The 26,983-nt window shown below is 72.8% G+C and carries 28 protein-coding genes and 1 pseudogene; 14 read left to right on the forward strand and 15 right to left on the reverse strand.

Features of this window, described 5'->3' with window-relative positions; all coding sequences use genetic code 11:
- Positions 1–8: 8 nt before the first annotated feature.
- Complete coding sequence (locus tag ACQPZ4_RS29050; protein WP_433042043.1) at positions 9–545, reverse strand: CGNR zinc finger domain-containing protein; 537 nt, start codon at positions 543–545, stop codon at positions 9–11.
- A gap of 62 nt (positions 546–607) precedes the next feature.
- On the opposite strand from ACQPZ4_RS29050, the pseudogene ACQPZ4_RS29055 reads away from it, so the two are divergent.
- Positions 608–800, forward strand: a pseudogene (locus ACQPZ4_RS29055) (ABC transporter); the annotation flags it as partial.
- A 9-nt stretch (positions 801–809) separates the two neighbouring features.
- On the opposite strand, the gene ACQPZ4_RS29060 reads toward ACQPZ4_RS29055, so the two are convergent.
- Both ACQPZ4_RS29060 and ACQPZ4_RS29065 read right to left on the reverse strand, forming a co-directional pair.
- Positions 810–2,360 (reverse strand): CoA transferase, encoded by a 1,551-nt coding sequence (locus tag ACQPZ4_RS29060; RefSeq protein ID WP_433042046.1) that lies wholly within the window; start codon positions 2,358–2,360, stop codon positions 810–812.
- A gap of 5 nt (positions 2,361–2,365) precedes the next feature.
- Positions 2,366–4,153 (reverse strand): acyclic terpene utilization AtuA family protein, encoded by a 1,788-nt coding sequence (locus ACQPZ4_RS29065; protein ID WP_433042049.1) that lies wholly within the window; start codon positions 4,151–4,153, stop codon positions 2,366–2,368.
- A 101-nt stretch (positions 4,154–4,254) separates the two neighbouring features.
- Here ACQPZ4_RS29065 and ACQPZ4_RS29070 point away from each other — a divergent pair, with 101 nt between their 5' ends.
- On the forward strand, positions 4,255–4,806 hold the full coding sequence (locus tag ACQPZ4_RS29070; protein ID WP_433042052.1) for a TetR/AcrR family transcriptional regulator: 552 nt from the start codon (positions 4,255–4,257) through the stop codon (positions 4,804–4,806).
- 1 nt (position 4,807) lies between these two features.
- Here ACQPZ4_RS29070 and ACQPZ4_RS29075 read toward each other — a convergent pair whose 3' ends face one another.
- Positions 4,808–5,851 (reverse strand): NAD(P)-dependent alcohol dehydrogenase, encoded by a 1,044-nt coding sequence (locus ACQPZ4_RS29075; RefSeq protein WP_433042055.1) that lies wholly within the window; start codon positions 5,849–5,851, stop codon positions 4,808–4,810.
- Positions 5,852–5,952: 101 nt separating this feature from the next.
- On the opposite strand from ACQPZ4_RS29075, the gene ACQPZ4_RS29080 reads away from it, so the two are divergent.
- A complete protein-coding gene (locus ACQPZ4_RS29080; RefSeq protein ID WP_433042058.1) occupies positions 5,953–6,828 on the forward strand; it encodes a helix-turn-helix transcriptional regulator in 876 nt (291 codons plus the stop codon).
- A 441-nt stretch (positions 6,829–7,269) separates the two neighbouring features.
- On the opposite strand, the gene ACQPZ4_RS29085 is transcribed toward ACQPZ4_RS29080, so the two are convergent.
- The gene (locus ACQPZ4_RS29085; protein ID WP_433042061.1) at positions 7,270–7,653 is read right to left on the reverse strand and encodes a hypothetical protein; all 384 of its coding nucleotides are present in this window, start codon (positions 7,651–7,653) and stop codon (positions 7,270–7,272) included.
- Between the two features lie 76 nt (positions 7,654–7,729).
- Positions 7,730–7,912 carry a hypothetical protein gene (locus ACQPZ4_RS29090; protein ID WP_433067142.1) on the reverse strand — a complete coding sequence of 61 codons (183 nt, stop codon included), beginning with the start codon at positions 7,910–7,912 and terminating at the stop codon, positions 7,730–7,732.
- On the opposite strand from ACQPZ4_RS29090, the gene ACQPZ4_RS29095 reads away from it, so the two are divergent.
- The 5 genes from ACQPZ4_RS29095 to ACQPZ4_RS29115 all read left to right on the forward strand — a co-directional run bounded on the left by ACQPZ4_RS29095 (position 7,889) and on the right by ACQPZ4_RS29115 (position 12,538).
- The gene (locus ACQPZ4_RS29095) at positions 7,889–8,506 is read left to right on the forward strand and encodes a M15 family metallopeptidase (protein ID WP_433066704.1); all 618 of its coding nucleotides are present in this window, start codon (positions 7,889–7,891) and stop codon (positions 8,504–8,506) included. The genes ACQPZ4_RS29090 and ACQPZ4_RS29095 overlap by 24 nt on opposite strands.
- Positions 8,503–9,612 (forward strand): alanine racemase, encoded by a 1,110-nt coding sequence (gene alr, locus ACQPZ4_RS29100; RefSeq protein ID WP_433042064.1) that lies wholly within the window; start codon positions 8,503–8,505, stop codon positions 9,610–9,612. The genes ACQPZ4_RS29095 and alr overlap by 4 nt, the downstream gene beginning before the upstream one ends.
- Positions 9,609–10,553: a D-alanine--D-alanine ligase family protein gene (locus ACQPZ4_RS29105; protein ID WP_433042067.1), complete on the forward strand. Its 945-nt coding sequence runs from the start codon at positions 9,609–9,611 to the stop codon at positions 10,551–10,553. The genes alr and ACQPZ4_RS29105 overlap by 4 nt, the downstream gene beginning before the upstream one ends.
- A 72-nt stretch (positions 10,554–10,625) precedes the next feature.
- Positions 10,626–11,876, forward strand: coding sequence for a sensor histidine kinase (locus tag ACQPZ4_RS29110; RefSeq protein WP_433042070.1), 1,251 nt, complete (start codon positions 10,626–10,628; stop codon positions 11,874–11,876).
- Entirely contained in the window at positions 11,873–12,538 is a 666-nt protein-coding gene (locus ACQPZ4_RS29115) for a response regulator (RefSeq protein ID WP_433042073.1), read from the forward strand. The genes ACQPZ4_RS29110 and ACQPZ4_RS29115 overlap by 4 nt, the downstream gene beginning before the upstream one ends.
- Positions 12,539–12,546: 8 nt before the next feature.
- Here ACQPZ4_RS29115 and ACQPZ4_RS29120 read toward each other — a convergent pair whose 3' ends face one another.
- Positions 12,547–13,188: a TetR/AcrR family transcriptional regulator gene (locus tag ACQPZ4_RS29120; RefSeq protein WP_433042076.1), complete on the reverse strand. Its 642-nt coding sequence runs from the start codon at positions 13,186–13,188 to the stop codon at positions 12,547–12,549.
- 88 nt (positions 13,189–13,276) lie between these two features.
- Here ACQPZ4_RS29120 and ACQPZ4_RS29125 point away from each other — a divergent pair, with 88 nt between their 5' ends.
- The gene (locus ACQPZ4_RS29125) at positions 13,277–14,368 is read left to right on the forward strand and encodes an FAD-dependent oxidoreductase (RefSeq protein ID WP_433042079.1); all 1,092 of its coding nucleotides are present in this window, start codon (positions 13,277–13,279) and stop codon (positions 14,366–14,368) included.
- 48 nt (positions 14,369–14,416) lie between these two features.
- Here ACQPZ4_RS29125 and ACQPZ4_RS29130 read toward each other — a convergent pair whose 3' ends face one another.
- A complete protein-coding gene (locus ACQPZ4_RS29130) occupies positions 14,417–14,827 on the reverse strand; it encodes a PRC-barrel domain-containing protein (protein ID WP_433042082.1) in 411 nt (136 codons plus the stop codon).
- A 180-nt stretch (positions 14,828–15,007) separates the two neighbouring features.
- Here ACQPZ4_RS29130 and ACQPZ4_RS29135 point away from each other — a divergent pair, with 180 nt between their 5' ends.
- Positions 15,008–15,337: a hypothetical protein gene (locus ACQPZ4_RS29135; protein ID WP_433066707.1), complete on the forward strand. Its 330-nt coding sequence runs from the start codon at positions 15,008–15,010 to the stop codon at positions 15,335–15,337.
- On the opposite strand, the gene ACQPZ4_RS29140 is transcribed toward ACQPZ4_RS29135, so the two are convergent.
- Both ACQPZ4_RS29140 and ACQPZ4_RS29145 read right to left on the reverse strand, forming a co-directional pair.
- Positions 15,321–15,779 carry an ankyrin repeat domain-containing protein gene (locus ACQPZ4_RS29140; RefSeq protein WP_433042085.1) on the reverse strand — a complete coding sequence of 153 codons (459 nt, stop codon included), beginning with the start codon at positions 15,777–15,779 and terminating at the stop codon, positions 15,321–15,323. The genes ACQPZ4_RS29135 and ACQPZ4_RS29140 overlap by 17 nt on opposite strands.
- The gene (locus ACQPZ4_RS29145) at positions 15,772–16,425 is read right to left on the reverse strand and encodes a hypothetical protein (protein ID WP_433042088.1); all 654 of its coding nucleotides are present in this window, start codon (positions 16,423–16,425) and stop codon (positions 15,772–15,774) included. The genes ACQPZ4_RS29140 and ACQPZ4_RS29145 overlap by 8 nt, the downstream gene beginning before the upstream one ends.
- A 26-nt stretch (positions 16,426–16,451) precedes the next feature.
- Here ACQPZ4_RS29145 and ACQPZ4_RS29150 point away from each other — a divergent pair, with 26 nt between their 5' ends.
- On the forward strand, positions 16,452–16,754 hold the full coding sequence (locus ACQPZ4_RS29150) for a hypothetical protein (RefSeq protein WP_433042091.1): 303 nt from the start codon (positions 16,452–16,454) through the stop codon (positions 16,752–16,754).
- Positions 16,755–16,857: 103 nt separating this feature from the next.
- Here the strand turns inward: ACQPZ4_RS29150 and ACQPZ4_RS29155 are convergent, their stop codons facing one another.
- Positions 16,858–19,842 carry a TIM-barrel domain-containing protein gene (locus ACQPZ4_RS29155; protein ID WP_433042094.1) on the reverse strand — a complete coding sequence of 995 codons (2,985 nt, stop codon included), beginning with the start codon at positions 19,840–19,842 and terminating at the stop codon, positions 16,858–16,860.
- 166 nt (positions 19,843–20,008) lie between these two features.
- Between ACQPZ4_RS29155 and ACQPZ4_RS29160 the strand changes: the two genes are divergently transcribed.
- Entirely contained in the window at positions 20,009–20,992 is a 984-nt protein-coding gene (locus ACQPZ4_RS29160; protein WP_433042097.1) for a LacI family DNA-binding transcriptional regulator, read from the forward strand.
- 22 nt (positions 20,993–21,014) lie between these two features.
- Complete coding sequence (locus ACQPZ4_RS29165; protein WP_433042100.1) at positions 21,015–21,761, forward strand: hypothetical protein; 747 nt, start codon at positions 21,015–21,017, stop codon at positions 21,759–21,761.
- Between the two features lie 58 nt (positions 21,762–21,819).
- Here ACQPZ4_RS29165 and ACQPZ4_RS29170 read toward each other — a convergent pair whose 3' ends face one another.
- The gene (locus ACQPZ4_RS29170) at positions 21,820–23,049 is read right to left on the reverse strand and encodes a HEAT repeat domain-containing protein (protein ID WP_433042103.1); all 1,230 of its coding nucleotides are present in this window, start codon (positions 23,047–23,049) and stop codon (positions 21,820–21,822) included.
- A gap of 110 nt (positions 23,050–23,159) precedes the next feature.
- Complete coding sequence (locus ACQPZ4_RS29175) at positions 23,160–23,609, reverse strand: HIT family protein (RefSeq protein ID WP_433042106.1); 450 nt, start codon at positions 23,607–23,609, stop codon at positions 23,160–23,162.
- Positions 23,610–23,641: 32 nt separating this feature from the next.
- Between ACQPZ4_RS29175 and ACQPZ4_RS29180 the strand changes: the two genes are divergently transcribed.
- Positions 23,642–24,331, forward strand: a complete 690-nt coding sequence (locus ACQPZ4_RS29180) for a hypothetical protein (protein WP_433042109.1) — start codon at positions 23,642–23,644, stop codon at positions 24,329–24,331.
- A gap of 11 nt (positions 24,332–24,342) precedes the next feature.
- Here ACQPZ4_RS29180 and ACQPZ4_RS29185 read toward each other — a convergent pair whose 3' ends face one another.
- Together ACQPZ4_RS29185 and ACQPZ4_RS29190 are read right to left on the reverse strand one after the other, a co-directional pair.
- Positions 24,343–25,116, reverse strand: a complete 774-nt coding sequence (locus ACQPZ4_RS29185; RefSeq protein WP_433042112.1) for an SAM-dependent methyltransferase — start codon at positions 25,114–25,116, stop codon at positions 24,343–24,345.
- 220 nt (positions 25,117–25,336) lie between these two features.
- Positions 25,337–26,956 (reverse strand): cellulase family glycosylhydrolase, encoded by a 1,620-nt coding sequence (locus tag ACQPZ4_RS29190; protein WP_433042115.1) that lies wholly within the window; start codon positions 26,954–26,956, stop codon positions 25,337–25,339.
- Positions 26,957–26,983 lie beyond the last annotated feature (27 nt).

Below are 26,983 nucleotides of genomic sequence, written 5' to 3' on the forward strand. Positions count from 1 at the left end.
GATCAAGCCTACCCGCCCGCCTCCCGCCGGCGGCGGCTGTAGGCGCGGACCCGGGCCCGGTTGCCGCAGTCGGCCGCGTCACACCAGCGACGGCTGTGGTTGCGGGTGGTGTCCAGGAACAGCCAGCCGCACCCGTCCCCGTCACACCGGCGCAGGCCGGTCCGGTCGGGGCGCTGCAGCAGCTCCACCGCGACCAGGACCAGGTGCGGAACCAGGCCGGGCGCGGACGGGGTCAGGGGCAGCCGGTCCGGCAGCTGCGCCTCGGCGAGGGCGGCCGCCCAAGGGGAGTGCACGGCCCGCACTTCCCCGGGCGCGGCCGCCGCCCCGGCGAGGTGGGCGTCGGCCAGCCGGATGGTCACCGCGCGCAGGTCCCGGACCCGGGCCAGCGCCGCGTCGTCCGCGGGCCCGGTCCGTCCGGTCGCCGCCGCGAACCAGCCGCGCTGCTGACCGTCGACCTGCCGGGGGCCGGCTGGCGCGAGTTCGACTGGACGCTGCTGCCGGGCCTCGCCGCCGCCGTCGCGCTGCGGGCCCTCGGCCGCTCGCATGTCACGTGCATCGTGGCCGGCGTCGTCTGCACCGCGGCGCTGCGGCTCCTGCTCGCGGTGTGACCACCATCCGGGTCCTGCTCGGGCTGCTCAAGGCCGACGCCGGCCGGGTGCGGGTGCTCGGCGGCGACCCGCGGCGCGACGTCGAGAAGCTGCACCGGCGACCGGCCCTGCGTGCCCGGCGACGTGTCGCTGTGGCCGGGCATGACCGGCGAGGCGATCGACTTGGGTCGCCTGGCCGGCGATCCGCCGCGGGTAGGTCACCTACGCGCGGCGGCCGGTCAGGACCTCCAGGACGTTGCGAATGTCCAGGGCCCGCGGCCGTGGGAGCCAGACCGGCTGGTCCGCGCCCTTCGGGGAGAGCACGTTGGCGTAGTGGTGCGGCGTGCGGGACAGCGTCACGTTCTCGGTCACGCCCTGGTACACGCCGAGCGGGGTGATCGACGTGAACAGCTGCGGGTCGATCAGCTCGTGCGGCCCGCCGGTGCCGACGGTCGCCCGCACGTAGTCCGGGTCGAACATGCCCAGCGACAGGATCCACAGCGCGGCCCGGTCGAGCGAGACGTGCACCCGGTAGCTGCCGCCCTCGGTGGCGCGGCGCAGCAGGGCGGCCATCGCGCCGGTCGCGCCGAGCCACGCGACCAGGTAGTCGTTGATGATCGAGGTGGGCGGCAGCTTCGGCTCGGCCAGGGTGCCCTCGGCCGCGACCATGCCGGTGACCGCCCCGGCGACCTGGTCGAAGCCGATCCGGTCGCGCCACGGGCCGCCGGCCCCATGGGTGGAGACGGTGACGTGGACCAGCCCCGGACGGACCTCCGCCGCGGTACGCGCATCCAGCCCGAGCGAGTCCAGCAGGCCCGGGCGCCGGTTGGCGAAGAAGACGTCGGCCTCGCGCAGCAGGGCGTACACCTGGTCGCGGCCGTGCGGGGCGCGCACGTCGACGCGGCTGGAGCGCATGCCGACGTTGGCCGTCAGCAGCAGCGGCTCCTGCTCCCACTCCATGGCCCGCCACACGTTGAGGACATCCGCGCCGAGGGAGGCCAGCGACCGGCCGATGCCGGCGCCCGCGATGACGTGACCCATGCCGAGCGCGCGGATTCCCGACAGCGGTGCGGTACCGAAGGCGGGGAATGGTTCTGGCGCGCTGTCGGCGATCTTCTCGATCTCGATGAGCGGACGGGCCGCCAGGTAGTCGAAGACCGGCTCGGCGGTGAACTCGCCGGCGCTGCGGACCTTGGCCATCACGAAGCCGCCGGCCTCGCCCATCGCCTCCAGCTCGTCCGCCGTGTGCCGGGCGATCGCGCGCCCGAGCGCGGCCGGGTTGTCGGCGCAGTCGAGGGCGGCGAGCATCCGGGACTTGATGCCGGGGTAGATGTTGGCCGGGATGACGTGCCGGCCGTCGGCGGTCGGATAGAACCCGAGGTAGGCGCCGACGGTCCGGTCCGCGAAGTCGCCCGGGAGCCCGTTGATGGTCTCCCAGCGGAACTCCGTGGCGGGCGCGAGGCGCCGGATGGCCTGGCCCAGGTCGATGGCGATGTCCTGGCCGAGGCCGGTCCGGCGGCGCCAGATGGCCGCGGCGACCACGGACTGTTGCACGAGTGCGAGCGCGGCGCCACCGCCGATGCGGACCTGGCTGGGCATGAGCGGGTCGAGCTTGTCGGTGACGATCGCGCCCCCGCAATCCTCCGGCGTGAGCCCCAGCGGGGCGAGGATCGCGCGCAGCTCGCCGTCGAAGTCGAACGCGTCGGTTTCCGCTCGCTCGTGTACCCCGCGCAGCACCGCCGCCCGCAGCTCCCCCGGGTCCGTGGTCTCCACGCCGCTCACCCGGCCAGCAGGGCGGTGGGGACGGCGACGTGGCGGGCGCGCAGGAACTCGCCCAGCGACTTGCCGATGCTGTCCAGGGCCAGGTTGGCCGAGCCGCTGGGCGGGAAGTACCCGCGCAGCACGAACGAGATGCCGCGCAGGCGGGGCTGCTCGTACCGCTCGATGACCACCTCGTCCGGGCAGCCCAGCAGGTCGCGGAGGCGCTCCTCGGTCAGGAACGCGGCCAGCCAGGGCCATCCGGCGGCGTCGCGGGCCCACACGCCGAGGTTGGCGTTGGCGCCCTTGTCGCCGGTGCGGGCGTAGACGACCCGCCCGAACGGCACGGTCTCGGTCGGGCCGAACGACGCCGGGTCGGCGGTGCTCGCCGCGGTCTCCGGCTGGCCGGCGAACGGCTCCAGGCCCGGCGGCGGGGCGATGTCCACGACGGTCCCGTCGGGCAGGTGCACCTGGTGGGCGAGGTCGGCCTGGCGGACCAGTCCGGGCCAGTAGTCGATCCGCGGCTGCCCGGTCATCGAGTACATCTGGGTGAGGTCGATGTAGAAGCCGGGGATGCTGCCGAGGCCGTACGACGTGAACTGGCCCAGGAACCCGGCCACCGTCGCCTGCTCACCGGCGGCGACGGCGACCTGCACCGGTACCGTGGCCTGGTATTGGTCCTTCGGATCGGCCACGGGCCGGCCGCAGACGAAGAAGTGCAGCTCGTCCACCGGGTGGTCCTTGCGCGCCCGCTCGGCCTCGGCCCGCAGCACCTCGAGCTTCTCGGGCACGTCGAGGCCGGTCGGGAACAGCCAGATCGCGCCGCGGTAGCCGCGCTGGAAGTTCAGGCCGGCCTTGGTGGTGGGCGGCGCGGCGCTGCCCTTGGCGCCGGTCACCCGGACCCGGTCGGGGCCGTCCTGGGTCAGCTCGATGGCGTCGGTGTGCCAGACGACGTCCGGGTTGAGGTAGCGCGGGCCTTGGATCTCGTACATCAGCTGGGCCGTGACGGTGTCGACGGTGACCGCGCCGCCGTCGCCGGGCCGCTTCGTGATCACGAAGGTGCCGTCCTCGGCCACCTCGGCGATCGGGAACCCGGGCACGGCGTTGTCCGGGATGGTGGTGAACCCGGCGAAGTTGCCGCCGGTGGCCTGCGGGCCGCACTCGATGATGTGGGCGGCGGCGGTCGCCCCGGCGATCCGGTCGAGGTCGTCGCGGCCCCAGCCGTGCCACCAGGCGGCCGGGCCGGTGACGAGCGACGCGTCGGCGACCCGGCCGGTGATGACGATGTCGGCCCCGGCGTCGAGGGCGGTCTTGATGCCCCAGCCGCCGAGGTACGCGTTGGCGGCGAGCACCTCGCCCGGGCCGACGGTCAGCGGGGCGCCGGTCTCCAGGTGCCCGGGCCGGCCCTCGGCGAGCAGGCCGGGGAGCCGGTCGGTGAGGTCGTCACCGGTGACGTAGGCGACCCTGAGGTCCAGGCCGCGCTCGGCGATCTCGGCGCGGATCGCCGCGGCCAGCCCCGACGGGTTGTAGACGCCGGCGTTGGTGACGACCTTGATCCGCCGCTCGGCGATGGCGGCGAGCTCGGGGCGGAGCTGGCGCAGGAAGTACTCGGAGAAGAACTGGCGCCGCGCCTCGCGGTTCCCGCGGAGTCCGGCCACCACCATCGACATGGTGATCTCGGCCATCGAGTCGCCGATCACCACGTCGGCGGCCGCTCCGACGGTGTTGCCGTGCACGGCCTCGGCGAACGCGGAGAACTTGTCCCCCATCGCGCCGGAGAAGTTCGCGATCCGGACCGGACGGGCCATGGCCGCCACCCCCACCAAGATTTCGTAGACAGTTGTCCTCGACCTGCGGACACGAAGCTACTGCTATCGTGGACAGCTGTCAACGAAATCTGGGAGGACCGATGCCGGCACCGCGCGTGGACAGCACCGACCCCCGCGCCGAGCGGGTTCGTCAGCTGCTGCGCGAGGCGGCGTTCGCGCTGATCGAGGAGCGGCGGGTCGAGCAGATCTCGGTCAGCGACATCGCCCAGCGCGCCGGGGTCAGCCGGCAGGCCTTCTACCAGCACTTCCGCGACCGCGACGACGCGGTGGCCACGGCGGTGGCCGCGTCCTTCCGGGACACGACCACCGCTGAGGGAGACCCGATCGAGCTCATCCACCGGCTCGGCGACTACGCGGCCAAGCACGCCGTGCTCTACGGCAACCTGTACCCGAGCGCCGCCTCGCAGCAGGCCGCGAACGCGTACCGCGACCTGCTGCGCCCGGCCTGCACCCGGCTCGCCGCGGAGGTGCTGGCGCGGCGGGGGCGGCCGGCGGACGGTACCGACGCGCTGGCCTCGTTCTTGATCGGCGGCATCATGGAGACCGCCCGGCTCTGGGCCGAGGACGCGACCGCCGACGACGTCCGCGCGCGCCTCGACACCTGCCTGGCCGGCATCGGGATCGAGCCTTAGTTCACCGCAGCGTGTCGATGTCGATCACGAAGCGGTACCGGACGTCCGAGCGCATGACCCGCTCGTAGGCCTCGTTGACCTGGTCGGCCGGGATGACCTCGACCTCAGGGGCGATCCCGCGCTCGGCGCAGAAGTCCAGCATCTCCTGGGTCTCGGCGATGCCGCCGATGCTGGAGCCGGCGAACGAGCGGCGGTTGTTGAACAGCGCGAACACCGGCACCGCGAGCGGCTCCGGCGGCGCGCCCACGCTGACCAGCGTCCCGCCCAGGCGCAGCAGGCCGAGGTAGGCCCGCATGTCGATCGGCGCGCTGACCGTGTTGATGATCACGTCGAAGCGGTTGCGGAGCGCCTCGAACGTCGAGGCGTCGCTGGTGGCGTGGTAGTCGCCGGCGCCGAAGGCGAGCCCGTCGTCCTTCTTGCCGAGGGTCTGCGACAGCACGGTGACGTCGGCGCCGAGCGCCACGGCGAGCTTGACCGCCATGTGGCCGAGGCCGCCCATGCCGACCACGGCGACCTTGGTGCCGGGGCCGACGTTCCAGTGCCGCAGCGGCGAGTAGGTCGTGATGCCGGCGCAGAGCAGCGGTGCGGCCGCCTCGTACGGGATCGCCTCCGGCACGCGCAGCACGAAGTGCTCGTCGACCACGACGTGGGTCGAGTAGCCGCCCTGGGTGACGGTGCCGTCCCGGTCGACGCTGTTGTAGGTGCCGGTGTTGCCGTTGAGGCAGTACTGCTCCTGCCCGGCCCGGCAGTTCTCGCACTCGCGGCACGAGTTCACCATGCAGCCCACGCCGACCCGGTCGCCCACGGCGTGCCGGGTGACGTCGGCGCCGACCGCGGCGACCAGCCCGACGATCTCGTGCCCGACCGTCAGCGGGTACTTGATGTCGCCCCACTCCCCGCGCACGGTGTGGATGTCGGAGTGGCAGATGCCGGCGTAGCGGATCTCGATGAGCACGTCCCGCGGTCCGACCTCGCGCCGCTCGATGGTGGAGCGCTCCAGCGGTCCGGTGGCCGACGGAGCGGAGATGGCGTTGACACTGAGCATGGGACTACACCATCACACGGCCCGCGGGCGATGCGAGTCACTGCCGAAAGGTGTACCGCCAGTACACCCCTCGGAGGCGCCCCCCGCCGTACCGTCGAGGGGTGAGCAACCGAGTCGAGGTGCGCGACTTCCTGACCTCGCGCCGCGCGAACATCACCCCGGAGCAGGCCGGACTGCCGATCGCCGGGCAGCGCCGCGTCCCGGGCCTGCGCCGCAGCGAGGTCGCCGCCCTGGCCGGGATGAGCGTCGAGTACTACGCCAAACTCGAACGCGGCTCCCTCGCCGGCGTCTCCGCGGGCGTCCTGGAGGCCATCGCCCGCGCCCTGCACCTCGACGACGCCGAGCGCGCCCACCTCATGCGCCTGGCCCAGGAGGCCAACGGCACCAACGCCCTGATCCGCCCGAGCCGCCGCCCGAAGCCGCGCACGGTGCGGCCCAGCCTGCAGTGGGCCCTCGACGCCATCACCAGTCCCGCGATCGTGGCGAACGGCCGCTCCGACCTGCTCGCCGCGAACCTCCTCGGCCGCGCCATGCTCGCCGACGTCTTCGCCGACCCGAACCCGAACTTCGCCCGCTTCACGTTCCTCGACAGCGCCGCCCGCCGCTTCTACCCGGACTGGGAGCGCTTCGCCGACATGACCGTCGGCAACCTGCGCACCGCGGCCGGCATCGACCCGCACGACAAGGCCCTGCACGACCTGGTCGGCGAACTCTCCACGCGCAGCGACGACTTCCGCCGCCGCTGGGGCGCCCACAACGTGCGCATCCACGGCACCGGCGTCAAGCACTTCCACCACCACGTCGTCGGCGACCTCACCCTCGCCTACGAGACCATGAACCTGCAGGCCGACCCGGACCTGGCCCTGACCATCTACGCGGCCGAACCGGACTCCCCGACGGCGCACGCGCTGGTCCTGCTCGCCTCCTGGGCCGCCACCACCACCGAGCCGAGCCTCTCCCCGGCGGCCGACCGCTAACCGGCCACGGAAGCGGCCCATGAGCCAGAAGGTCGCTCTCGTCGCCGGCATCGGCCTCGCCACCGCCCGCGCACTCGCCGGGCAGGGCGGACCGAGCGGCGCGCTCTTCCTGGACGGCCGCCGCATCGGCTGACCCACGCGGGCGGCCGCCGCCCGGGCTCGACACGACGGCCGGGCGCGTTCTTTGACGCGCTGGGCACGACGGGAACTCCACCACCGTCAACGCCCTCGCCGCGGCGACCGACCGCCGGCCGGCGCCACCGACCGACGGAGCCAGCACCGCCGGGGCTCTCGCACCCGGCTCGCGGCGATTGCCGACGCGGGGCAGCTCTCCGGCGAGCGCGCTCCGTGGTGCACCACCGCGCCAAGTTGACGTTTCGGCGCCGGTCCGATGAGCCGTGGTCTTGAGGGGGTGCGGGTGGAGCGAAGCTCCCCCGCCTATTAGACAGAATCAGCCTCGGCGTCGCGGCGGGCCTGTTCGGCGCGGCCGCGGTGTTCTTCGGCCTGGCGGCGGTGTTCGCCGGCGTGGTCCGGGTCGTGGGCCGCCGCCCGCAGGTGGGCGTCCGCCGCCAGGTCGTGGCCGTGGGCGGCGCGGCGGTGGGCGTCGGCGGCCGCGCCGCGGCTTGCCACCGCGCGTTCGGCCGCGCGGCCCGCGGTGTCGGGGTCGGAGACCGCCCGGGCCAGGCCGGAGGTGCCGAAGGACCGCAGGCCCGAGCCGATCTCCTCGGCGCGCGCGTGGGCCTCGGCCGCCCGGCGGCGGGCGCGTTCGCCGCGCCGGCGGGCCGCCTCCGCGGCTTCGGCCCAGTCGTGCCCATCAGGGACCACGGGTCCAGTATCTCAGCCTCGAGGACCGATCATCGGCACCTCAGGCGGAGGCATCCGGGGTGGGGCGCACGCCAGCCTATTCGCCATGAGTGTCCTGCTGTCCGACCCCCGGGTGTCCGCGGTGCCCGTCTGCGACCTCGACGAGCCGCTCGTCGCGCTCGACGACGGGTTCGGGGCGGCCGGTGCGCTGGTCCGGCGCGAGCTGGCGATTCGCCTGCAGGCGGCCCGGGCGAGCCTGCCCGCGGACGTGCGACTGCACGTGGTCGAAGGATACCGTCCGGCGTACCGCCAGCAGGCCATCATCGACCGCTACGCCGCCGAGCTGCGGGCGGTGCGGCCGGGGATCGGGGAGCCGGAGCTGCACACGCTCACCAGCCGGTTCGTCGCGCCGCTCGCCGTCGCGCCGCACGTGGCCGGGGCCGCGGTCGACCTCACGCTCACCGACGGCGCCGGGGCGGAGCTCGACCTCGGGACCGCGATCGACGCCACCCCCGAGGAATCGGACGGGCGCTGCTACTTCGCGGCCGAGCACATCAGCGGCGAGGCGCGGGCCAACCGCCAGCTGCTCGCCCGGGTGCTGGGCCGCGAAGGGCTGGTGAACTACCACACCGAGTGGTGGCACTGGTCCTACGGCGACCGCTACTGGGCCCTGACCACCGGGTCCGGCGCCGCGCTGTACGGCCCGGTCGCCACCGAGGCCGCCGCCGCCGCGCTGCACGGGCCCGTCGCCACCGAGGCCGCCGCCGCCGCGCTGCACGGGCCCGTCGCCACCGAGGCCGCCGCCGCCGCGCTGCACGGGCCCGTCGCCATCGAGGGCGCCGGCGCCGCGCTGTACGGGCCCGTCGGCCGATGAGCCTGCTCGCGGTACGACCGCAGGCCACCCTGCACGTGGACCTCGGCGCGGTCACGGACAACGTGCGGACCATCAAGGCGCGCACGGCCGGCGAGGTGATGGCGGTCGTCAAGGCCGACGGGTTCGGGCACGGGCAGGTCGACGTCGCGCGGGCCGCCCTCGCCGGCGGGGCCACCCGGCTCGGGGTCACCAGCATCGACGAGGCGCGCCCGCTGCGCGCCGCCGGGCTCACCCAGCGGGTGCTGAGCTGGCTCAACCCCGTGGACGCGGACTTCGCCGGGGCGGTCGCGCTGGACATCGAGCTCGGCGTGCCGGGCATCGAGCATTTACAAGCCGTCGCCGGTACCGCTCCCGGCGCCCGCATCCACCTCCAGCTCGACACCGGCATGGGCCGCGACGGGGCCGAGCCGGCCGCCTGGGACGCGCTGTGCCGGGCCGCCCGCCGGGCCGAGCTGGACGGGCTGGTGCGGGTGGCCGGGGTGATGGGGCACCTGCCGTGCGCCGACCGGCCCGGGCACCGCGCCAACGCGGCGGGGCGGGACCGGTTCGCCTGGGGGCTGCGCACCGCGCGGGCGGCGGGGCTGCGGCCGGCCGATCACCACCTGGCCGCGACCGCCGCCACGCTCAGCGATCCGCGCTCGCACCACACGATGAGCCGGATCGGCGCGGGACTGGTGGGGATCGACGAGTCACAGACGGTACACCTGCGGCCTGCTCTGACCTTGACGGCGCCACTGGTGACCGTCCGCAACGTCCCGGCCGGCACCGGAGTCGGCTACGGGCACACCTGGACGGCGCCTCGGGCCACCCGGCTGGGGCTGATCCCGGTCGGGTACGCCGACGGGCTCCCCCGGCTCGCGTCCGGCCGGGCCGAGGTCTGGGTGGCCGGGGCGCGGCGCCCGGTGGCCGGCCGGATCTCCATGGACATGACCGTCGTCGACCTCGGCCGCGACGCCCCGGTTGCGATCGGCGACGCGGTGACCGTGTTCGGGCCGGGCCTGCACGGCGAGCCGACCACGGCGCAGTGGGCCCGCTGGGCCGAAACCCTCGAACACGAGATCGTCACGGGCCTCAGCGCCCGGCTGCATCGAAGGAGTGCCCCATGACCCCCATCCGCGTGGCCGTGATCGGCGGCGGCCGCAACTGCGAGCACGACGTCTCCCTGGCCTCGGCGGCCGGGGTGGCGGACGGCCTGGAGGAGGCGGGCCACGAGGTCGTCCGGCTCACCATCGACCCGGCCGGGGTCTGGCTGGACCCCGAGGACCGGGCGATCGAGTTCTCCCGGGCGGTGCAGATCCTGAGCTCGTGCGCGGTGGTGTTCCCGGTCCTGCACGGGCCGCGCGGCGAGGACGGCACCCTGGCCGCGCTGTGCGACCTGGCCGGCGTGCCGTTCGTCGGCTCGCCGCTGGGCGCGGGCGCGCTGGGCATGGACAAGTGGGCCACCAAGCTCGTGGCCGGGGCGCTCGGGATCGCCACCGCTCCGGGACGGCTGCTGACGAGGGGCAGCATGCGGTACACCTGGAGCAGCCCGGTGGTCGTGAAGCCCGTCGCGGCCGGCTCCAGCCTCGGCGTCACCCTGGTGCGGGAGGAGTCCGCGCTGGCCCCGGCCCTGCGGGCGGCGTTCGCGCTGGACGACCGGGTGCTCGTCGAGGAGCTGGTGGCCGGCCGCGAGATCGACGTGGCCGTGCTGGGGCGCCGGGACGGGTCGCGGGTGGTGGCCCCGGCGCTGGAGGTCGTGCTGGCCGACGGGGAGATCTTCGACCGCGCGGCGAAGTACGGGGCGCCGGAGTTCCGCATCCCGGCCCCGCTGGACGAGGGCGAGCGCAAGGAGCTGGAGGAGGCGGCGGTGGCCGTGTACGACGCGCTGGGCTGTGCCGGGGTCGCGCGGGTCGACTTCTTCCTCACCGGGCGCGGGCCGGTGCTGAACGAGATCAACACCACGCCGGGGATGACCGCGCACTCGCAGGTGCCGCGGATGTTCGCGGCGTCCGGTATGTCCTTTCCGGCCCTGCTCGACGTGCTCGTCCGCGACGCCGTCGCGGCCTGACGTTTTGCCGCACGGGGCCCGCGGATGGTTCGCTTGAGCAGACACGTACCCCCACCCACCTGGGATGATCGGATGAGCGAGACGGGTTGGCGCCCCTGGTTGCCGGAGGCGATCGCGGCGCTCACGGTGCTCGGCATCGGGTTCGCCGAGGCGCTGGTGACCTGGGTGGTGTCCGGCGGCGACACGGCCGGCTTCGCGACCGCGCTCATCGCCGCGGTCGCCGTCGCGATGTGCCGCCGCGAGCCCGGCGCGGCGCTCGGGCTGGTGTGGGGGCTCGGCCTGTTCCACGTGCTGACCGGCGCGCCGATCATGCTGGTCGAGTTCGCGCTGACCGCGGTGTTCTTCGGCAGCGCCCGCTGGGGCCGGCCGCCGACCGTGGTGATCGGCGCGCTGTCCGTGCCGCTGGCGGTGGTGGTCGCGTTCGTCCTGCACGAGGGTCAGATCGTGAGCCTGCACCTGCTGGTGGGCGGCTCCCGGCTGGCCGCGCTGGCTCGCGACCAGCCGACGGTACAACTGGTGGTGGCCCTGATCGGCCTGCTCGTCGTGGCCGCGCCGTGGCCCGCGGGGCTGCTGATGCGGTTCCTGGAGCGGGCGAGCACGTCGCGCTCGGAGATGCTCGCGGCCGAGGAGGCGGCGGTCGGGGCGTGGCGCGAGACCGAGCACGCCCGGGAGGTCGCCCACCTGCGCGACGAGCAGACCCGGCTGGCCCGCGACGTCCACGACGTGGTCGGGCACTCGCTGGCGGTGATCCTGGCCCAGGCCGAGTCGGGGCAGTACCTCGACGACACCGGCAAGCTCAAGAAGACCCTGCAGACCATCGCCACCTCGGCCCGCTCGTCGCTGCAGGACGTGCGGCAGGTGCTGTCCACGACCCAGGACACGCCGCCGGTCCGCGCCGACGCCGACCGCTTCGACGAGCTGATCGCCGGGGTGCGGGCCAGCGGCCACGAGATCGTCGCCACCGAGCTGGGCACGCCGTGCCTGCTGCCCGGGGAGACCTCGGCGGTCGCGTACCGGGTCCTGCAGGAGATGCTCACCAACGCGCTCAAGCACGGCCGGCGGGACCAGCCGATCACGGCCGAGCGGCACTGGCCGTCGACGCAGGGCGGCGGCTTCGCCGACACGCTGCGCATCGAGGTGACCAACGCGGCGTCCACGGCGAACCCGGACGGCCCCGGCAACGGGCGCGGGCTGGACGGGATGCGCCGCCGGCTGGAGGCGATCGGCGGGCACCTCGACGTGCGGCTGCGCGAGCGCCCCACCGGCACCACGTTCACCGTGACCGCGTTCGTACCCGTGCGGGCCGCCGGGGGCTCCGCGTGACCGATGCCGACATCACCGTCCTGCTCGTCGACGACCAGGAGCTGTTCCGCGAGGGCGTGCGGGTCATCGTCGACGCCCAGGAGGGCATGCGCGTGGTGGGGGCGGCCGGCGACGGTACGGAAGCGGTCCGGCTCGTCGACGAACTGCAGCCCGACGTGGTGCTCATGGACATCCGGATGCCGCAGATGGACGGCGTCGAGGCGTCCCGGCTGATCTTCGCGCCCGAGCGGGCCGCCCGGCGGACCAAGCCGGTCCGGGTCATCGTGCTGACCACGTTCAACCTCGACGACCGGGCCGCCACCGCGATCCGGCACGGGGCCAGCGGCTTCCTGCTCAAGGACACCACGCCGCTGATGCTGCGCGACGCGATCCGCACCGTGCACGGCGGCAACGCGGTGCTCGCCCCGCAGGACCTGGCCACGCTGCTCGACCGGCAGTTCCAGGCCGAGACCGCGCCGCCCGCCGCGTACCTCGGCCTGACCGACAAGGAGCGCGAGGTGTTCACGGCCGTGGCCCGCGGCCTGTCCAACGCGGAGATCGCCGGCACCGTGTTCGCCAGCGAGTCGACGGTCAAGACGCACGTCGGTGCGATCCTGCGCAAGCTGTCCCTGCGTGACCGGGTGCAGATCGTGGTGTTCGCCCACGAGCACGGCCTGGTCTGAGCCTCGCTTCAGGCCCGCCGGGCGCCGATTCCCGCCAGGACCAGGTCGACGCCGGCCAGGAACTGGTCGCGGTCGTCGTGCTCGCGCAGCTGGCCGGCGACGGTGTGGACGAAGGGGTACCGCTGCGGGTCCAGCCGCGCGGAGGCCGCCGCGAGCACGTCGGTCCGGCTGGTGCCCGGCTCCTGGGCCCGCGCGTTGGCGGCGTTCTGCCCCGCGACCCCGAGGATGTAGTTCAGCAGGGCCGATGCCGCCGTGAACTGCTCCTTCGCCGGTACCCCCAGTGCCTGCACCTGCCGCCCGATCCGCTCGAAGATCCCCAGGGTCGTCGGCTGGGACGACACGCGCGGCAGCTGGGTCCCGATCCACGGGTGGGCGTCGATGGCGTCGAACACCGCCTCGGCGAGCGCCCGGATCGCCTCCTCCGGGGCTGCTTTCCCGGTGTTGTCCGTCATTGCCCCGGCCAGCACGGCGTCGGCCGCCGCGGCCAGCAGCTCGTCCTTGTTCGCCACGTGCCAGTAGATCGCGCCCGGCCCGGTGCGCAGCCGCGCGGCCAGGGCGCGGAAGGTCAGCCCGCTCTCGCCCTCGGCGTCGAGCAGCGCGACGGTCGCGTCGACGATCCGTGCGCGGGACAGCGCGGTACTGGTGGCCACGCGCCCATCTTGACATGACTGGAACGGTGTTCCAAGCTAGGACTGGAACGACGTTCCAGGGATTTGCACGAAATGGGGGGTTCTGCGAATGATCAGCATCATCGGAGCCGGGCTCGGCGGCCTGGTCCTCGCCCGCGTCCTACACGTCAACGGCATCGAGGCGACGGTGTACGAGGCCGAGCCCTCCGCCGCCGCCCGCACCCAGGGCGGCCAGCTCGACATCCATGAGCACAACGGGCAGCTCGCCCTGCGCGACGCCGGCCTCTTCGACGAGTTCCGCGGCCTCATCCACGCGGGCGGCGAGGCGTGGCGGCTGCTCGCCCCGGACGGCGCGGTGCTGCTCGACAAGCCCGACGAGGGCACCGGCCACCGCCCCGAGGTGCTCCGCGGCGAGCTGCGCCACCTGCTGCTGGACTCCCTGCCCCCGGGAACGGTGCAGTGGGGTCACAAGCTCAGCGCCGTGCACTCCATGGATCTGGTGTTCGACAATGGCACCACCGTTTCTGCCGACGCGCTCGTGGGGGCCGACGGCGCCTGGTCGCGGGTCCGGCCGCTGCTGTCCGAGGCCAAGCCGGAGTACACGGGCACGTGCTTCATCGAGACGTACCTGTACGACGCCGACAACCGCCACCCGGCCTCGGCCGCCGCGGTCGGCACCGGCGCGATGGCCGCCGTGATTCCGGGCAAGGGCATCCAGGCCCACCGCGAGGCGAACGCCGTGCTGCACACGTACGTGGCGCTGAGCAAGCCGCTGGACTGGTTCGCGGCGATCGACTTCACCGACGCCCCTTCGGCTTCCGCGCGGATCGCCGCCGAGTTCGAGGGGTGGGCGCCGGAGCTGACCGCGCTCATCACCGACGGCGAGACTCCGCCGGTGCTGCGCTCCATCCACGCGCTGCCGATCGGGCACCGCTGGGACCGCGTGCCGGGCGTGACCCTGATCGGCGACGCCGCGCACCTCATGCCGCCGAACGGCGAGGGCGCGAACCTCGCCATGTACGACGGCGCGGAGCTGGGCAAGGCGATCGCGGCGCACCCGGGCGACCTCGAGGCGGCCTTCGCGTCGTTCGAGCAGGCCCTGTTCGTCCGCAACGCCGAGGAGGGCGCGGAGGCGGCCCGGGACTTCGAGGTCGTGCTGGGGGCGAACACGCCGCAGAGCCTCGTTGATTTGCTGCGCTGACGAACGTACCGCCCCGGGTTTCCGGGGCGGTACGTTTCCGTTCTGGCGTCAGCCGTCGGTGCGGGGGTCCCGCACGGTCTCGTCGTACGTGTCGCGCTGGACGCCGTCGTAGCCATCGCGCGTGGTGGTGGCCTGGCCGTCCCAGTGCTGCTGGTAGTGGCGGAACAGCTCCTGCGTCTGCTCGCCCGTCAGCGGCTCGTCGACGTTGTGGTCGATGTTGGGCGCGTCCTTGACGGTGGCCTTGTCGAACGCCACCTGCAGCGCGTCGCCGCGCGCCGTGGCGCCGGCGAGCGGCACGAGCGACTCGCGCAGCCCGAAGAGTCCGGTGTTGACGCTGGCCCAGGTGGGCTGGCCAGCGCGGTCCGCGTAGACCTGGCCGACGGTGCCGACCTTCTCACCGTCGCGGTCGTAGACGTCCCGTCCCGGCAACGTGGCGATGTCGGTGTGGTTGGCAGTCACGAGGATTCCTTCCCTGCTCGGGGTCTCTCCTTGCATAGATACGGGTACCCGCCGATGCCCGGCCTATCCACATCCGTCCGTGATTTCTCCAGGCCCGCCACAACCCGGCCGGCCGCACCGGGCACACTGGAGATCGACAAAGGAGGCCACGCCCAGTTGACCGACAGTGACTTCTGCACCGTGACCGTGTGCCGCGACTGCTGCTGCGGCAGCGCGCGCAAGCACCCCGGCGTCGACCACGACCGCCAGCTCGACCGCCTGCGCGAGGCGCTGCCCGCCCCGCACCGGGTGCGGACCTCGCAGTGCCTGGACGTGTGCGACCAGTCCAACGTGGTCGTCGTCCACCCGGCCCCGTCCGCCCGCCGCGACGGCGCCCGCCCGGTCTGGTTCGGCCTCGTCCTCGACGACGTGGTCGCGGACGACATCGCCGCCTGGATCGCCGCCGGCGGCCCGGGCCGCGCCCCGCTCGGGGACGTGCTGGAACTGTCGGTGATCAGCCCGCCGGCCTGAGCTCGGCATACAGGTCGGGCCGCGCCTTGCGCATCCACTCGAACACCGGCTCGCCCGACTCCATGGCCGCGCCGGTACGGGCCCCGGCCGCGAGCAGCGCCCGGACGACGTCCGCGTCGCCCATCCCGTGCACGGCCGCCGCGAGGGGCGTCAGGCCGGCGATGTCCGGCGTGTCCACGTCGAGCCCGGCCGCGAGGAGCCGGTCGAGCAGCCGCGGGTCGCGCAGGTGGGCGAGGTAATGCAGCAGGGTCCGGCCGCGATGGTCGCGCGCGTGCGGGTCGACCCCGGCGTCAAGCATCGCCGTCACCCCGTCCAGGTCGCCGTGCAACGCGCGGAGCATGAGCGCTCGTCGCTGGGCCTTGAGCGCCCGCGGCAGCCGGCCGGTGCCCTGCGCCCAACGGGTGGCGGCGGCGAAGCAGCCGCTCGTCTCGCCGCTATCCAAGGGGATACCAGCGGTAGTCTCCGGCTTCGATGCCGACCCGCGCCCAGGCCGCCGCGAACCGCTCCAGGTCGCCGAGGTGCTCGATCGGCGGGGACGTGTCACGCAGGCCGTACCACGACAGCAGCTCCCCGCTGCGCCGCGCGTCCCAGACGTGCCGGGGCAGGTCGAGGTCGACGTGCTGGTACCAGGTGGCGGGTTCATGCTCCCGGTCCCCACGATATGCGGCCGGGTCCCGCTCGGTCCGCAGCGGCTCGGCGGCGACGAACAGCCGCAGCTGCTGCCGCCCGTACCCCGTCCGCGGGCTGCCGGCGCACAGGATCGGCCCGCCGTCGCCGTACCGTTGCAGCACGGAAAGCCGCCGCGGCGACAACGCGGTGTGCCCGGTCCCCGGCCGCCGCGGCAGATGCCAGCGCAACAGATCCGGCGCGAGATGCCGGACATCCTCCTCGATCGCCGCGGCCACGGACTCGCCGTACTGCCGGCCGACCGCAAGAAGATCGAGGTCGACGTGCACATCGGCGGCCGCGCAGGCCAACCGCCAGTCCCCGGCCAGCCGCCGCTCGGTGGCCCGCCCGATCATCGCCGCGGGCACCGCGAACCGCCGCACGGTCCGCCACCCACGCGCCGCCGACTCGGTGATGATCACAGGCCCACGCTATCTACCCTGACCGCATGCGAACGACCCGCCGGTGCGTGAAGTGCCAGTGCCCCCGCCTGTGGCAGATCGACCCGTTCCTGATCCCCGACGGCGACAGCAGCAACGTCGCCGTACCCCTCCCACCCATCACCCGCCTCGGCTCCGGCTCCGCGACCGGCGCCGAGTTGCGCCGCCGCCGGCAGGCGGGCCGCTTCGAGCTCTGGATCTGCACCGCCTGCGGCTACACCGAGTGGTACGCCCACGACGTCAACGAAACCCTCGCCGCCCTGGCCCAGAACCCGAGATCCGGCGTCCACCACCACGACGCCGACGCGTAGCGCCCACTCGCCGATGCGGCATCCTCACAACGGCGCACCGGCCGATCGGCGGTGCACCGGCCGGTCGGTGGTGGGCCGACCGGTGCGCGCGGGCGTGCTTGCGTCAGGAGATGGTCAGGCTGTCGAGGTTCGCGCCGTTCGCGCCCGTGGTCGTGGCGCGGACGGTGACCGCGCTCCCCGCCGGCATCGAGGCCGTGAACGACGTCGTTGCCCAGGTGTCCCACGAGCCGGTCGGGTTGAACGCCAGCGCGCTGTTGACGGTGGCGCCGTTCACCGCGATCGCCAGCGGCCGGTTTCCCGTGCCGCCGTTGGCGTAGCGGAAGGTCAGTGTCCGCGTTCCGGCGGTGGGCACGTTGACCGTCCACTGGACGTAGGCGCCCGAGGCCGCGGTGTCGGTGAAGTCGACGAAGCCCGTACCGGTGTAGTCCGGGTGGCTGGTGTCGATGACCGCGTTGCTGAGTACGGCCCGCTCGGCGGCGTAGGCGGTGCCGCCGGTCGGCGTCGGGTATGCGGCCCCGCTCGGTTCGATGGTCGCCGCTACGCCGCCGCCGGGAGTGACGGGGATCTGCCCGGTGACGATGGTCAGGATCTTCTTGGCGGCGTCCCAGACGGTACCGCTGCCGCTGGTTATGGCCGTTGCTTCGGTGTTGTAGGACGCCAGTGTGGCGCCCCCGTTGACGCGCATGCCGGCCGGGGCGGTCAGGCCGTGGATGCGCACGAGGTAGCGGCGGGTGGCCGGGGCGCCGTCGTAGGTGCCCTGCGGGTGGCGGATCGTCGTCCTCGATGCGGCATCGGTCCACGTCAACGTGGTCACGGCCTTGGCGCCCGTCACGCGGTACGACTCGGTGAGGCCGTCGTCCTCGGTCAGGTTGAAGGTGCCGTCGGCGCCGGCCCAGATCTCCAGTTCCAGGTGGCGCTTGTTCACGTACTTCGTGCTCTGCGCGTACTGGTACTTCGGCAGGATCGCGCCCGCCTTGACGAAGAGGACGATTTCACCGGTGTACGTGACGTACGGCAGGTCGGCCGAGTCGGTGCCGACGTGCTTGATGTCGGCCCAGAAGTTGTACCAGGTGTCGCCGGCCGGCAGCCACACGTTCTGGGTCGCGCCGCCGTCCTGCGTCACCGGGGCCACGAGCAAGGACGGGCCCCACATGTACTGCAAATCGTGCGACAGCGCGTTCGGGCGGGTCTGGTAGTCGACGACCATCGCGCGCGCCATGGGCATGCCGGTGGCCGCGGCCTCGTGGGCGATGCTGTAGATGTAGGGCAGCAGGGTGTACCGCAGCTCGCCGTACTTGCGGAAGTCGTTCTGGATCGCGGTGCTCTGGTCCAGCGGCCAGCGCGACGCGATCGCGCCCTGGCTCGTGGTGCTCGCGCCGCTGTGCGGGCGCCAGATCGGGGACAGGCTTGACCAGGCCGCCGTCCAGTTGCGGTAGAACGGCTCCGAAATGAGGCCGCCGGCCCCACCTTGGAAGCCGCCGCCGTCGATGTTCGAGTACGGGAAGCCGCCCAGGCCGCCGACGAGCATGCCGCGGATCTGTTGCTGCATCTCGGAGTACGTGGAGCCGATGTCGCCGGTCCAGTAGTGGCCGTAGCGCTGCTGGCCGGCCGACGCGCCGCGGCTCCAGGTCCACGGGCGCTTGGCCAGGGCCCGGTCCCAGCCCTCCTCGCCGACGCCCTTGTGCAGGTAGAAGAAGTACGAGTTGCGCAGCTCCGACCACTTCTTGCCGCCCGCCGAGTCGGCGTTGTACGGAATGGGGCCGAGTTCATCTGTTTCGTCGAGCCACAGGCCGTCGCCCGGGTAGTGCAGGGCCGGGTTCAGGGCCTTGGACCAGAAGACGTTCCACACCCAGGTGCGGGTGGCGGGGTTGCTCCAGTCAGGCACCGAACCGTTGTCGGCGACCGCGGTGAGGTCGGCGGCCTTGAAGCTGTAGCCGGGCGGCGGCCCGCCGACCCAGCCCGCCATCAGGTTGGAGTTGTTGCGGTTGTAGTCCAGCGTCATCGTCACCCCGTTGGCCGCGGCCCAGGCCTGGTAGCCCGCCGGATCGGGCCAGCGCACCGAGCTGAACTCGAACCAGGAGCCGCCCCACGCGCCCGTCCCGGCCCGCCAGCGGTTGTCGTTGACGTGGTGGTCGAACGGGAAGCCGGCGTTGCGGTGCTGGGTGATCTTCGTGCGCCACCAGTTCTGGTCGCTGACGTCCGGGAAGTTCTTGTCGGTCATGTGCAGGCCGAAGATGGCCAGCTGGGGCAGGCGGGGGCGGCCGGTCAGCTGGGTGTACCGGTCGAGCAGCTTGGGAAATTCCGGCCCGTTGATGAGGAACCAGTCCAGCTGCGGGCGCACGCCGGCGGTCGCGTGCTCGTCGGCGGCGAACGCGTAGTCGCGCGCGGTGCCGCTGGCGAAGGAGTACGTGATGTCGAAGGTAGTGTTGCAGAAGACGCCGTAGCCCTTGGTCGACAGGTACAGCGGCACGATCGCCGGCGCCTGGTCGCCGCGCACGAGGCCGTAGTTGTGCGCCACGACGTCGCCGGTCCGGTCCACCCGCGGCGAGCGCCCGTAGAACCCGTGGCCGGCCTTGACGAAGTGCTCGTCGGCGGGCGGCGGGACGAACGCCTGGGTGATGACGCTGTTGTTCGTGCCGCCCCAGGTGATGCTGCGGGTCGAGTCCTCACGAGCCAACAGCGCGCCGGTACCGCGATGGTAGAACTCCATCCGCAGCGGGTTCTTCTGCACCACGATCCGGATGCCGTCCGCCGCCCCGGTCACGATGCTCAGACTGGAACCGGCGTCGGTGACGGTCAGACTGCCGCCCATGCCCGCATGATTGGCCGGGATCACCATTTCGTACCGCGTGTCGGCGAAGAACGTCTCGCCGCCGCGAATGGCGCGGACCCGCACGATCTGGTTGCCGTACGCGGTGATCCGCAGCCGCTGCCCGGTGGCACTCGTGACGGTGACGCTGCGGGCGTCGCTGACATGACTGGCGTAGTTGCTCAGTTGCTCGCCGGTGGCGGCTTCGGCCCGGCCCGGCGCGGCGACGGCGCCGATCGAGAGCCCGGCGGCCAGGCCGAGCACGTTCCTTCGCTTCATGCATCGACTCTCCTCGTCATGTCAGACTTGTTCAATACATCGACGTACATCGTGCTAATCTGTTTTTTTCCCGAACGGAACTGACAGTTTCTGGAACCGCTTCCAGGAGGTGCTCTGGAACGGCTTCCCAGGAGGTGTCGGGGCGGCGGCTTTCCAGGAGGTCGGCATGACGGCGACGATCCGGGACGTCGCGCGGCTCGCGGGCGTGTCGCAGTCGTCGGTGTCGCGCACCCTCGCGGCCCCGGACCGCGTCCGCCCCGCGACCCGCGAGCGGGTGGAGCGGGCCGTGCAGCGGCTCGGGTACCAGCCGAACCGCATCGCGCGCGGGTTGAGCACGGGCCGGACCGGTACCATCGGGTTCCTGGTCCCGGACATCGCGAACCCGTTCTTCCCGGGCATCGTCAAGGCCGCCCAGCGCCGCTCGCGCGAGTTCGGGCTGGCGGTGCTGCTCGCCGACTCCGACGAGGACCCCGCCACCGAACTGGACCTGATCCGCACGCTCACCAAGCAGGTCGACGGCTTCGTACTGTGCGCGCCCCGGGCGGCCGACGAGGAGCTGCGCGCGGTCTGCGGCGACGTGCCGGTGGTGCTGCTCAACCGCCGCGTCGGCCAGCTCCCGTCGATCGTCTTCGACAACGCCGACGGCATCCGCCAGGCGCTCGCCCACCTTGCGGCGCTCGGCCACCTCCGCGTCGGCTATGTGGCCGGCCCGCGCACGTCGTGGGTGAACCGCGAACGCCTCCGCGCGGTGCGTTCGGTCGCCGCCAGTCTGTCCTTGGAGGTGGTCGAGGCCGGGCACGTGTCCCCCGACTTCGAGGGCGGCGTGGCGGTGGCCGACCAGGTGCTGGCGGCGTCGGTGACGGCGGTGGTGGCGTACAACGACCTGATCGGGCTCGGCCTGCTGAGCCGCTTCGCCGCCCGCGGCGTGCGGGTGCCGGACGACATCAGCATCGTCGGCTTCGACGACATCGCGGTCTCGGCCCTGGTCAGCCCGGCGCTGACCACGGTGAGCCAGCCCCGCGAACAGTGCGGCCGCGCGGGTGTGGACCTGCTCGCCGACCTGATCGCCGAACGCCCGGCGGGCGCGCGGACGTCCCTGCCGACCCGGCTGATCGTGCGCGCCTCCACCGGCCCGGCCCCCGCGACCTGAGCCGCTGCTCTATGCTCCCCGCGTGCCCGGACCCAACGCAACACTGGCCGCGATCCTCGAGCGCGGCCGCCCCGCCGACGAATCCGACGCCCTGCTGGCCGCGCTCGTCGACGGTGGCGTGTACGTCCCGTTCAACGACGAGGGCGGCGTCGTCTTCATCAGCCTCGGCGACTCCGGCCCGGCCCTGCCCGCGTACACCAGCGAAGCGGCATGCGACCAGTGGCTCCCGGACGCGGCCGGCTCGGTCTGGTGCGACGCCCTTCGCCTGCTCGACATCGCCCAGCACACCGGCGTCGAGGCGCTGGCCGTCTTCGCCGAGACGCAGTGGGCCAACGTCCCCATGCCGCTGGTCGGCCACACGCTGCGCGAGAGGGGCGTGCGCACCCAGGGCGCGCAGACCATGCGCCTGACCTGGTCGACCCACCCGGTCGCGGTGGCCCTGCGCGGCGCCTTCGCGGCCCGCATCCTCGCCTACCCGGCCGTGCGCACGGTGTGGATCGGCCACGCCCGCTGGCTCGCGACGGGCAACGAGCACCTCATGGTCCACATCGCGGTCGACGAGGGCGCGAAGCTTCAGGCCAAAGAGCTCCTGGAACTGGTACTCGCCGAAGACGTCCGCCTGGACCAGGACTCCCCCAACGTGGCGATGGGCGTCCTCGAACCGCACGAGAGCGACGCCGCGGCCGACCTGGACCGCCTCGCGTTGGACACCGTCCGCGCCCACCACGACAAGGCCCGGGTCGAGGTCATCTCCCGCGAGTTCGACTGACCGGCATCTTGTTCACGGCGGCGGCCTTTCGCTCCACCCGCCGCCGACTACGCGAGGGTCAGATCTCCAGCACTCCGCCACCCGGCCCGTGTTCGCGTCCGGACGAGGTCAGCGCCAGCACGCCCTGGCCCCGCACGCGGGTGTGCGCACCGATCCGGGCCGGGTCGACGGAGATCGCGCGCAGCACCTCACCGACCGACGGGTCGCCCCACTCGTCCTCGAACGGCAACGGCTCGCCCACCTCGGGAAGGTCGTCATCCGGGTACGCCTCCGGATCGAACCACCGCACCACCTGGCCGTCGCGCGCCACGAGCCAGCCGGAGGTGTAGTAGTGGCACTCGCCGAGCTTCGCGCTCACGTCCGCGCAGATCGGCATCGCGTCCGCCGGGGTCGCCGGCATGCCGTACACGAGAAACCAACCGTCAATGGCGCCGGTGACCCACGCGTGCCGTGCGTCCCGCGGCGCCGACATCCCCATGCGCATCGTCGCCGGTTCCGGGTCGGACAACCCGAACGCTTCGAGGACGGCCGCCTGCTCGACCGCCACGGCCCGATCGATCTCCGCGTCGACAAGGCCCGGCCGTTCGCGTTCGAGTCGCTCGGCGGCCCGTGACGGCACCGCGAACCAGGACTCGAGCTCGCAGGACACCGGCGCGGGCACCTCACGCGCCGCCTTGATCCGCACGAGCCGGCGCACGGCGTCGACGTCGTCGCGATCCAGCGCCGCCCAGTCGACCCCCGCGATCACCAGCAGCGCGGCCCGGCGCGCGGCGGGCACGGTACGGCGCATCCGGCGAGCACCCGGCAGCGCCGCCGGGCCGGCCTCGGTCAGCGCCCGCACCGCCTTCGCCCGCACCCCGGCATCCGGGTCGCCCAGCAGCGGCGCGAAGTCGTCGGCGAACGCGGTGACGTCATGCCCGCCGTGGTGCAGCAGCACGTACGCCCCCGCATCGCGCACCGCCGGACTCGGGTGCCGCAACAGCGCCGCGAACCGGGCCGAGTCAAGACCCGTCAGCGCGTACAACGCGTTCGATGTGCGCCGTGCCGCGTGCTCATCGCGCGCCGCGGCCAGCGCCCGCACGACCGGGTCGAACGCGGGCGCGCCCCACCGGCCCAGAATCCCGCCGATCACGACGTCCGCGGCCGCCTCGCGAGCCGGATTCGCCAGCTCGGCCAGCATCGCCGGCAGCGCGGCCACCGGCCCGAGCGCGACAATCGCGTCCCGCGCGCCGACCCGCACGACGCTGTCGTCACTGCGCAGCCGTACGACCAGACCGTTCACATCCACGACCCGTCATCCCATCGCTTGCATCCCGGCCGCACGATACGTCGGCGGCGCGACCGAGCGCGACCCCGCGTTGCGTACCCCCCGCGCAATGACCGAGCGAGCGCCGCCGGTCAGTCCGCCGGCGCGAGGGCGTTCCTGATCGCCTGTGCGTCGCGGTCGAGGTGCGGCCGCTCCCGCCGCAGCGTCGCCGGCACAGTGGTCCAGCCGTCTCCCGCGTAGCGAGGGATGACGTGCAGGTGGAAGTGGAAGACCGTCTGAAAGGCGGCCTCGCCGTCACAGACGAGGACGTTGATCCCCTCGCAGCGCAGGCCGGAGCGTCGCAGGGCCCGCGCCAAGTCGTGACCGACCGACCAGACGTGCGCGCCCGTGACCCGGTCGAGGTCCTCGAAGCCCACCGCGTGCTCGCGTGGCACGACGAGCAGGTGGCCGGGCGTGACGGGGTTCAGGTCCATGAAGGCGACCACGGTCCCGTCCTCGTACACCACGCTGGCCTCCGCCTGCCCGGCCACAATGGCGCAGAAGACGCACCCCGGCGCCGCCGATCTCGCGTTCGGTGTCATGCGCGCAATCGTGCCAGCTGTACCATGCGGTCGTGGCGTCCTCGCTGTCGTTGTCGATCGAGCCTGCGCTGCACGCGCGGTCCGCCGAGCAGGCGCGCGTGATCGTGCGCGTCGACGGGGTCGACCTCAGCCACGCCGACGGCGACGACGGTCCGGGTCCGTGGCACGCCCTGGTGCCGGTGAACCGTTTCGTGGCGACGGACGACTTCACCACCGCGACGATCGCGTGCTGCCCGAGTTGCGGACCGTCCTGCTGCGCGATCGAGGCCCGGGTACGCCGTGAGGGCGACGTCGTGCGCTGGGACGTGGGCGACCGGCGCGGCGTGCGCTTCGTGGGCGAGCGGCGGACCATCCTGTTCGACGCCACCGCCTACGACGCCGAGGTCGCCCGCCTCGAAGCCGACCGCAGCTGGGAGACGGCGGTGCACCGGGCCGGGCGCCTCGTCCTCGCCGGCGTCGTCCTGCCACCGGGCCTCGAAGGCCTGCGCGTCAGCCTGGCCGGCACCGGCGAGCTCTCGGTGTGGCTGGAGGAGCCGGACGAGTACCAGATCTGGGTGGTTGCCCCTTGGGACGCGCAGCGCCCGGACGACAGTGCCGCCCTGGTGCGGGCGCTGCTCGAAGGACCCGCCGCCGACTGGAACGCGAGCTGGCACAGCATCAAGGGGGGCCGCGACGACCCGCCCGCCTACGCCGGGCCGTCCTGGCGCCGCGCGGAGTTCTGACCGCCGGGCCGTCAGTTCTTCCTCGCGGTCACCAGCGCGAAGCCGAGCAGCTCGCCGGCGTCCGCGGTGAGAAGGTCGATCACGGCCTGGCGGTTGTGTTCCGGGCCGGTCCGGTCGCCGGTGTGCTCGGCCAGCGCCTGGGTCCACAGCAGCCAGTCCCGCCAGCCGTCCTCCTGCAGGCGGGCCGAGGTGACGGTCACGAGTTCGGTGACCTCCCACTGGAAGCGCCACCACTCGGGGGTGTGCCAGGCGATCGGCTCCCAGCCGAAGAGGGCCTTGATGTGCTCCGGGACGCCCCCGAGGTCGCGGACCTCCCGGGTCATGCCGGGCGTCGCCATGCCGAGCCCGCCGCCGGGGCGCAGGAAGCCGGCGAGGTACGGCAGGTACCAGTCGGAGGTGCCGAAGTACTCGAAGGCGTCGATGCTGACGATGGCGTCGAAGCTGCCCTTCGCGAACGGCATGTTGTGCGCCTCGGTCCGCACGGCGGTCACCTGGCCGGAAACGCCGGCGGCGGCGAACGTGGCCGCGGCCTCGTCCGGGGCGATCCACCAGTCGGCCGCCACGACCTGGACGCCGTACTCGCGGGCCAGGAACACGGACGTCGCGCCCTTGCCGGAGCCGAGGTCCAGGACCTGCATGCCCGGCCGCAGGTCGAGGTCCTGCGCCAGGTCCTCCAGCATCCACAGCGGGTTCGGGCCCATGTCCAGGTCGAGCAGCCAGGCCGGGTCGTACCGGGACGAGCGCGGATACCGGTCCGGGCGGGCAAGCGCGCCGATAGCTGTCACGGCCGCCGATTAGAACTGGTCACAAGCAGGCATGCAACCCAATTCACTCCGCTGCCGGCGGCACTGGATCGGCCTGGTCGGCCAGCCGCCGCAGCCGTCTGACCTCATCGATCAGACCCTGTCGACCCGCTTGAGACCACATGGGTGCTTGAGCTGCACTTCGGCGAGGAACCGGGTTCGCGTCGGGCCGGACGGCGCACCGTCCGGCCCTGGCGAATGCTCAGCTGCAGGTGGAACCGTTGAGCTTGAAGCCGGTCGGGGCGCCGGCGTTGCCGGTGTGGTTGGCCTGGTAGCCGATGGTGGTGGAGCCGCCCGGGGCGAGACTGCCGTTGTAGCTGACGTTGGTCGCCGTCACTGTGCCGCTGGCCGGGGAGTACGTGGCACTCCAGCCGCCGGTGATGGTCTGGCCGGAGGGCAGGGTGAAGACGAGGTTCCAGCCGTTGATGGCCGTGCTGCCCGTGTTCGTGATGGTGATGCTGTTGGTCAGGCCGGTGTTCCAGGCGTTGACCGCGTTGACGACCCGGCAGGCGCCGGAACCGCCCGGGGTGCTCGAAGGCGACGACGAAGGCGAACGCGAGGGCGAAGGCGAAGTCGAGCGCGACGGCGAGGCCGACACCGGCGGGGTGGTGGGGGTCGTGCCCCCGGCGGCGGTCATGATCGCGGTGATGATGCCCTGCTGGGTCACGGTGTTCGAGCTGCGGTTGAACAGGCCGAACCCGTACTGCCCGTTGTACCCGTTGTCCCAGTACGCGGTCGCGCCGCCGTACTTCTTCGCCGTGGCGACCAGGGCCTTGGCGAAGTTCGCGCGGTAGGTGTTGTTCGCCGAGTCGGCCGACGTCTTGTCGATCGCGCCGTACTCGCCGACCAGGAACGGGTACCCCTTGGCGACGAAGGCGTCATGCACCTTCTTCAGCATCAGGTCCATGTAGTCTTCCTGGCCCCAGGTCGACTTCTTGGCCGGGTTGGTCGCGGCCGCGCCCCACTGCGTGATGTTGCCGTCCTCCTGGCCCGCGAAATCCCACGGGTCGTAGTAGTGCACGGAGATCATGAGCCGCTGCTCGCCGCTGGGGATGGACGACGACCGATAGGCATCGGTGGGCAGCGAGAAGCCGTAACTGCCCGTCGTGTACTCGATGTTGGTGTTCCAGCCCGGCACGAGCAGCCAGCGGGAGGCGTTGGTGCCGCCCGTTCGCCGGACGGTGTCGACGAAGATCTGGTTGTACGCCACGATGTTCGAGTAGCACGGCTGGGTCGGGTTGCCGTACTGGCCGTCGAACTCCTCGTTCATCGACTCGAAGATCAGGTGGTCGTTGTAGCTCGCGAACTTCGTCGCGACCTGCTGCCACACCTTCTGGTACTTGGCCTTGACCGTGGTCTGGTCCGACGCGTCGCAGACCAGCCAGGAGCCGGTCACGCTCTTGTAGCCGTCGCCGTGCATGTTGATCAGCACGTACAGGCCGGAGTTGTAGGCGTAGTTGACGACCTCCTGGATCCGGTTCAGCCAGGCCGAGTCGACGGTGTAGTTCGGGCCGGACCCGATCTTGCCCAGGTACGAGACGGGGATGCGGATCGTCTTGAAGCCCGACGCCTTCACCCGGTCGATGAGGGCCTGCGTGATCACCGGGTTGCCCCAGGCCGTCTCGCTGGGAATGCCGTTGGCGTTGGCCTCCAGCTGATTGCCGAGGTTCCAGCCGGCGCCCATGTCGGCGACCAGCTGGGGAGCGGTCAGCTGCGCCGCGGCGTTGGCCGGGGTCGACCTGGCCACGCCGTACACGGCACCGGCGAGGGCCAGGGTGGCGGCGACGACGGCGAGCCCGGCCCTCCTAACTGTCAAACCCATGAGCATTCCTCTCGTACGGTCCAGAGG

The sequence above is a fragment of the Dactylosporangium sp. CS-033363 genome (assembly GCF_050942475.1).
GTDB lineage: Bacteria > Actinomycetota > Actinomycetes > Mycobacteriales > Micromonosporaceae > Dactylosporangium.

What these genes read in the sequence shown, in the direction of transcription:
- ACQPZ4_RS29190 (WP_433042115.1), bottom strand. Translation starts at nt 26,956, where the DNA reads ATGGGTTTGACAGTTAGGAGGGCCGGGCTCGCCGTCGTCGCCGCCACC.
- ACQPZ4_RS29070 (WP_433042052.1), top strand. Translation starts at nt 4,255, where the DNA reads ATGCCGGCACCGCGCGTGGACAGCACCGACCCCCGCGCCGAGCGGGTT.
- ACQPZ4_RS29175 (WP_433042106.1), bottom strand. Translation starts at nt 23,609, where the DNA reads ATGACACCGAACGCGAGATCGGCGGCGCCGGGGTGCGTCTTCTGCGCC.
- ACQPZ4_RS29160 (WP_433042097.1), top strand. Translation starts at nt 20,009, where the DNA reads ATGACGGCGACGATCCGGGACGTCGCGCGGCTCGCGGGCGTGTCGCAG.
- ACQPZ4_RS29155 (WP_433042094.1), bottom strand. Translation starts at nt 19,842, where the DNA reads ATGAAGCGAAGGAACGTGCTCGGCCTGGCCGCCGGGCTCTCGATCGGC.
- ACQPZ4_RS29065 (WP_433042049.1), bottom strand. Translation starts at nt 4,153, where the DNA reads ATGGCCCGTCCGGTCCGGATCGCGAACTTCTCCGGCGCGATGGGGGAC.
- alr (WP_433042064.1), top strand. Translation starts at nt 8,503, where the DNA reads ATGAGCCTGCTCGCGGTACGACCGCAGGCCACCCTGCACGTGGACCTC.
- ACQPZ4_RS29105 (WP_433042067.1), top strand. Translation starts at nt 9,609, where the DNA reads ATGACCCCCATCCGCGTGGCCGTGATCGGCGGCGGCCGCAACTGCGAG.
- ACQPZ4_RS29125 (WP_433042079.1), top strand. Translation starts at nt 13,277, where the DNA reads ATGATCAGCATCATCGGAGCCGGGCTCGGCGGCCTGGTCCTCGCCCGC.
- ACQPZ4_RS29075 (WP_433042055.1), bottom strand. Translation starts at nt 5,851, where the DNA reads ATGCTCAGTGTCAACGCCATCTCCGCTCCGTCGGCCACCGGACCGCTG.
- ACQPZ4_RS29110 (WP_433042070.1), top strand. Translation starts at nt 10,626, where the DNA reads ATGAGCGAGACGGGTTGGCGCCCCTGGTTGCCGGAGGCGATCGCGGCG.
- ACQPZ4_RS29050 (WP_433042043.1), bottom strand. Translation starts at nt 545, where the DNA reads ATGCGAGCGGCCGAGGGCCCGCAGCGCGACGGCGGCGGCGAGGCCCGG.
- ACQPZ4_RS29150 (WP_433042091.1), top strand. Translation starts at nt 16,452, where the DNA reads ATGCGAACGACCCGCCGGTGCGTGAAGTGCCAGTGCCCCCGCCTGTGG.